Raw genomic sequence first — 4,645 nt, forward strand, 5'->3', positions numbered from 1 at the left:
GCTGAAGGATTGCGTTCTGAAGGCGGATACTAATCGTCAACAGTGATCAATCAAGCCTTACGATCGCTTTGAAAAACGAAGCCATCATCACAGCAGGAAAGAGTGGATCCCTTTTCGTCAGCCCCCGTAATGGGAAATAAAAATAGAGGCAGGTCTCAAATAAGACCTGCCTCTTCATTTTTACTTCTTCAGCGAATCATTGAACCGACTAAGCAGAAACCTTTGGTTTTGCCGGAATGGTTTCCGGATTTGCTTCAGGTTCCGGCTGTGGTTCAGGAACCACTGGCTTGGCTGTTTCCCGACTTTCAGGATTGCCAAGTCCGCAGTTTCCGGTGGCACAGGCTGTTGTCGGACAGACAGTTGTCGGCACCATCGTGCAGACTTCGTAAGGCATCTGACGAGCGACACACTTGGAAACATAACGTGTGCAGTTGACTGGTACCTGTTTCGGTACGCAACGAGCAACACGGTGTGTGACTGTGAAAGGAACTTTACGAGTCACACATTCGGCTACTTTCCGGGTGCATCTCTCTGAAACCATTTTGCATGTCTGCACGGGAACTTTGCGAACCTGTTCTTCACAAACCCAGTTGCAGGTCTGATAAGGAACTTTCTGTGCTACGGTTTCAGTCACCCAGCGGCATGTCCGGTAAGGAATCTTGCTCACTACGACTTCAGGAACCATTTTGCAGACGGTAACAGGAACCTTGTTCACAACCACTTCAGGCACATAACGTGTCACCTGAACCGGGCAGTTCTGTCGAACCACTTCGGGAACATACTGTGTGCAAGGCACCTGACAGGCGACTTTTCGCAGTCTCCAGACCTGGCGACAGCTGGTTGTCCCCGGGACCTGTACCATTGTCATGACAGGCCGTCCACACGCATCGGTCGACCAGCAGGGACGACATTTCCCTGGTTTGTTGACCTGACGTGTTTCCCAGACCCCCTGTAAACGATGCACGGTACGAGTTGTCGTAACCGGTTTCATCACCGTGTAACAACGTTCCTGGTTAATGGTTTCCGTAACAGGACGCATCACCGTCTGGCGACATTCCTGTTCGACGGTTTCCACAACCGGTCGCATCACGGTACGACGGCACTCACGCTCGTGATTTTCCCAGACGGGACGCTGTACCTGATAACTGCAATCACGGTACTTTGTCTCAACCACAGGCCGCCGCACTGTGTAACGTTCTTCACGTTCTGAGGTCTCGAATACCGGCTTCTGCACCGTGTATTCTTCATCGCGGTAAACCGTTTCATTCACCATGCGATAACAGGTTTGCTGCTTGTCTTCGTAGACTGTCTCGTATTCGGTGCGATAAGCCGTATACTGCTGAGGCTCTAAAACCTGATCGTAAACGGTACGATAGCACGTTTTCCGCTCGACACGACAAGCGGTATAACAAGCAGTTGGTTGGCAGGCTACTGTAGGGCAGCAATTATAACTTGCTGCTCCAAAATACCTGCAGGCTTGAGCTGAATCGTTGACAGCCAGCATTGCCACGGCGGCAAATGCCAAGGCTAAAGTCTTTCTCATTTTTCCCCCTCCAAAAAAGTTTCGTCACATGATGAAAGTGTGCGTTTTCCGTTTTTCCATCTCATACATGACTTTCTGCATTATTGACATGACCCGAAAAAAGATGCAAATCAAAAGCTGACGTCACACATGGAAAAAAACAAAATCACATCGAATTGTATCATTTAGCACTCAAGCATAGATCACATAGTTTTGGCAACTTGAGGAAAAAAGGGCGATATGACTCTTTAGTGAAGAGGTGAGGTGTTGTTGCACTTTATAATCGTTATCACCAGCAAAGTTTCACAAAGACAACATCAGCGGGTCTTAACCTATTGCCTGATAGCAACATCAGCTCCAAAAACCGCACGCGGTTGCTTCAAAAAACGTCAGACATCCAAACATCTAAATAATTGGATGCTTGCAAGTTTAGCGTTCTGTTGAATATCTTTGCTTCAGGGACTCGTAATCTTCAGGCGTATCCAGATCAATCAGTATTTCCGGATAAGGGCATTCCTGTAACAGCGGCTGAATGTTATGGTTTTTCCAGAGCGCGTTAATTCCTTCTTCATCCTTAAGCCGAAAAACGTCATGCGAGACAGACCAGCGAAAAAAAGCAGGATGTCCTTTTTGCCCCTGAAATGTGGGAATCATGCAGGAGTCCTGACAGTTCTGCCAGGACTGGTAAAGTTCATCAATCACAGCACCGTTGAGAACTGGATGATCCGCGGGAATCAAAAGCCAGCCGTCCGTTGCAGAGGGCTGATAGTGGGCCTGGATCCATGCCAATGCGATTTGCACACTGACTTTCATATCGGGAGGATCCGTTTCCGGTTGAATCAATTGCAGATTCATCCCGGTAAGGTGCTCCTTTAAAAGCGCATCATCCTTGCGGGCGACGATGACAATCTGCGTGATAAAGGGGGCACTTAATCCCCGCACCAGTCTCTGGATGACTGTTTCCTGACCGAGCGTGAGCAGCAGTTTGTGTGTTCCCATACGACGGCTCAGACCAGCAGCGGGAATAATGGCAAACAGTCGGGATGGTGTATTTAAGTGGCTCATTCGGATAAGATATCGATAACTCGTTATGTCATTAAGAATGGTGAATGATATCGAACCGCGCGATTGAGTAAGCGAGTTCTGTTTTGATTCGTGATTTGAGGTAGTTTTGTGCAAATATTATTAACGAACGATGACGGTATTCATGCTCCCGGTATCAGAAGTCTGCAAAAGGCGCTGACTCAACTGGGAGACGTGGAGGTGGTGGCTCCTTTATCTGAGCAGAGCGGAGTGGGTTTAAGTATTACTTATTTACACCCTCTTATGGTACACCAGGAGTTCGAAGGAGAAAAGCACTGGGGCTGGGCTGTTGCCGGCAGCCCTGCAGATTGTGTGAAGCTGGGCATCCTGGAGTTCTGCTCCAAACGTCCCGATCTGATTGTGAGCGGGATCAACTCCGGTTCGAATGTCGGGATCAATGTACTCTATTCAGGTACGGTTGCCGGTGCGATTGAAGGCGCTTTTGCAGGGATTACCTCGATTGCCATTTCGACTGCCAGCAGTTTTTCTAACGATATCAAACCCGATTACGATCGATGTGCGGCACAGAGTATTCCGATCATCAGCCGGTTGCTGCAGACAGATTCCAGTACCGGTAGACTGTGGAATGTGAATTTTCCGGAAACCAGACCGGAATGGCCTCACGGAGTGAAGTGGGCCGCTTTGGGAGTCAAACGGCACACCGACGTCATGGAAAAACGGATTGACCCGCGCGGTCGCCCTTATTACTGGAGCGGTCTGGACCCGATTATCAATCATCAACTGGAGGCAGGCACTGATATTCAAGAACTTTCAGAAGGATTTGTAACCGTCACCCCCCTCAAATTTGATTTAACAGACCATACACAATTAAAAGAGTCTCTGGGTGGGCAGACAGGCAGCGATTTCGAACTGATTTGAAATCAGACAATCACGCTTGAATGAGGAGCGCTACGGTCTCCGAAGTTTGACATTTCCGATCTTTTTGATATAGGATAGCGGTTAGTGAATAAATCTTCATTCACATAGTCTGCACTTTGATTTGCTCTGAATCAGTAACCAGATGCGATCACTTCAAGAGACGTAAAGCTGCTCTCCGAAATTCGCGTAATTATTGGGCCTGAATTAAAATGCACGTGAGAGGTGAATTGTAATGCATGAAGGATCGCCTCAACATATGCCAGCCGCTTCGCGACTTTTATCCGGACATTTTCCTCAGTTGAGTGCCAGTGATCTGGTACAGAATATCGCGGAAATTGATCAGCGGTTATTGAGAAAGATTCTGTTACACGCTCCTCTGATTATCTGGGCCGTTGACCGCAATGGAATCGTAACTTTATCAGAGGGGGGCGGTCTTAAAAAGCTCGGGTATGAGCCTGGTGTATGGGTTGGCAGGTCCATTTTTCAGGAATTCGCAGCCGACCAGGAATTGATTTCTCTCTTCAAACGCACGCTGAACGGAGAAGCGTCACATCTTGAACGAAACTTTGGCAGTCTCGTACTTGATGTTGAATACACGCCGCTCTATAACGAGCAGAACGAAATTGACGGCTTCATTTCTGTAGCCACCGATGTCACTGAGAAAATAGTTTCGCAGGAAGAGCTTCGACTCTCTGAAGAACGATTCAGCAAGATTTTCCAGGTAAATCCGATTGCCATGTGCATCACGGAAATAGACACCGGAAAATTCATTGAAGCCAACGAAAGCCTGCTGTCGGCACTGCAATGCAGCCGTGAAGAGATTATAGGGAAAAATGTCTTTGATATCGGCTTTTGGCCCACTAAAGCCGAACGCCAGGCAATGGTTGACAAAGTCAAACAGGAAGGGACCGCGCGTGATCTGTTTTTCGACTTTGTCTCTCCCGGCGGTAATCGCTTATGTACGGTGCTGTCGGCCGTCCAGATCTATTTTCGGGGCGAAACCTTTTTACTTTCCTGTATTAAAGATGTAACCAGAGAGCACGATGCGCTGGAAGAACTTGAGACCTTGAATGATCACCTGGAAACCAGAGTGAATTCACGAACTGCTGAACTGCAGAATGCACATGCCATTCTGAATGAAGAGTACAAAAAAAGAAATCG

At 48.0% G+C, this 4,645-nt stretch carries 4 protein-coding genes; 2 read left to right on the forward strand and 2 right to left on the reverse strand.

The annotated features are described in order from the left end of the window. Positions 1–208: 208 nt before the first annotated feature. Both Q0294_RS20015 and Q0294_RS20020 read right to left on the reverse strand, forming a co-directional pair. Positions 209–1,543: a hypothetical protein gene (locus tag Q0294_RS20015; RefSeq protein ID WP_299468993.1), complete on the reverse strand. Its 1,335-nt coding sequence runs from the start codon at positions 1,541–1,543 to the stop codon at positions 209–211. Positions 1,544–1,951: 408 nt separating this feature from the next. Next, a complete protein-coding gene (locus tag Q0294_RS20020) occupies positions 1,952–2,587 on the reverse strand; it encodes a nucleotidyltransferase family protein (protein ID WP_299468995.1) in 636 nt (211 codons plus the stop codon). A gap of 108 nt (positions 2,588–2,695) precedes the next feature. Between Q0294_RS20020 and surE the strand changes: the two genes are divergently transcribed. Together surE and Q0294_RS20030 are read left to right on the forward strand one after the other, a co-directional pair. Further along, positions 2,696–3,484, forward strand: a complete 789-nt coding sequence (gene surE / locus Q0294_RS20025) for a 5'/3'-nucleotidase SurE (RefSeq protein ID WP_299468997.1) — start codon at positions 2,696–2,698, stop codon at positions 3,482–3,484. Between the two features lie 232 nt (positions 3,485–3,716). Next, positions 3,717–4,645 (forward strand): PAS domain-containing protein (locus Q0294_RS20030; protein WP_299468999.1); only part of this gene is annotated, 929 nt, incomplete at its 3' end.

The organism is uncultured Gimesia sp. (assembly GCF_937919775.1).
Classification (GTDB): domain Bacteria; phylum Planctomycetota; class Planctomycetia; order Planctomycetales; family Planctomycetaceae; genus Gimesia.

Excerpts from the sequence above, each read along its gene's own strand:
- Q0294_RS20020 (WP_299468995.1), bottom strand. The coding sequence starts at position 2,587 with ATGAGCCACTTAAATACACCATCCCGACTGTTTGCCATTATTCCCGCT.
- Q0294_RS20015 (WP_299468993.1), bottom strand. The coding sequence starts at position 1,543 with ATGAGAAAGACTTTAGCCTTGGCATTTGCCGCCGTGGCAATGCTGGCT.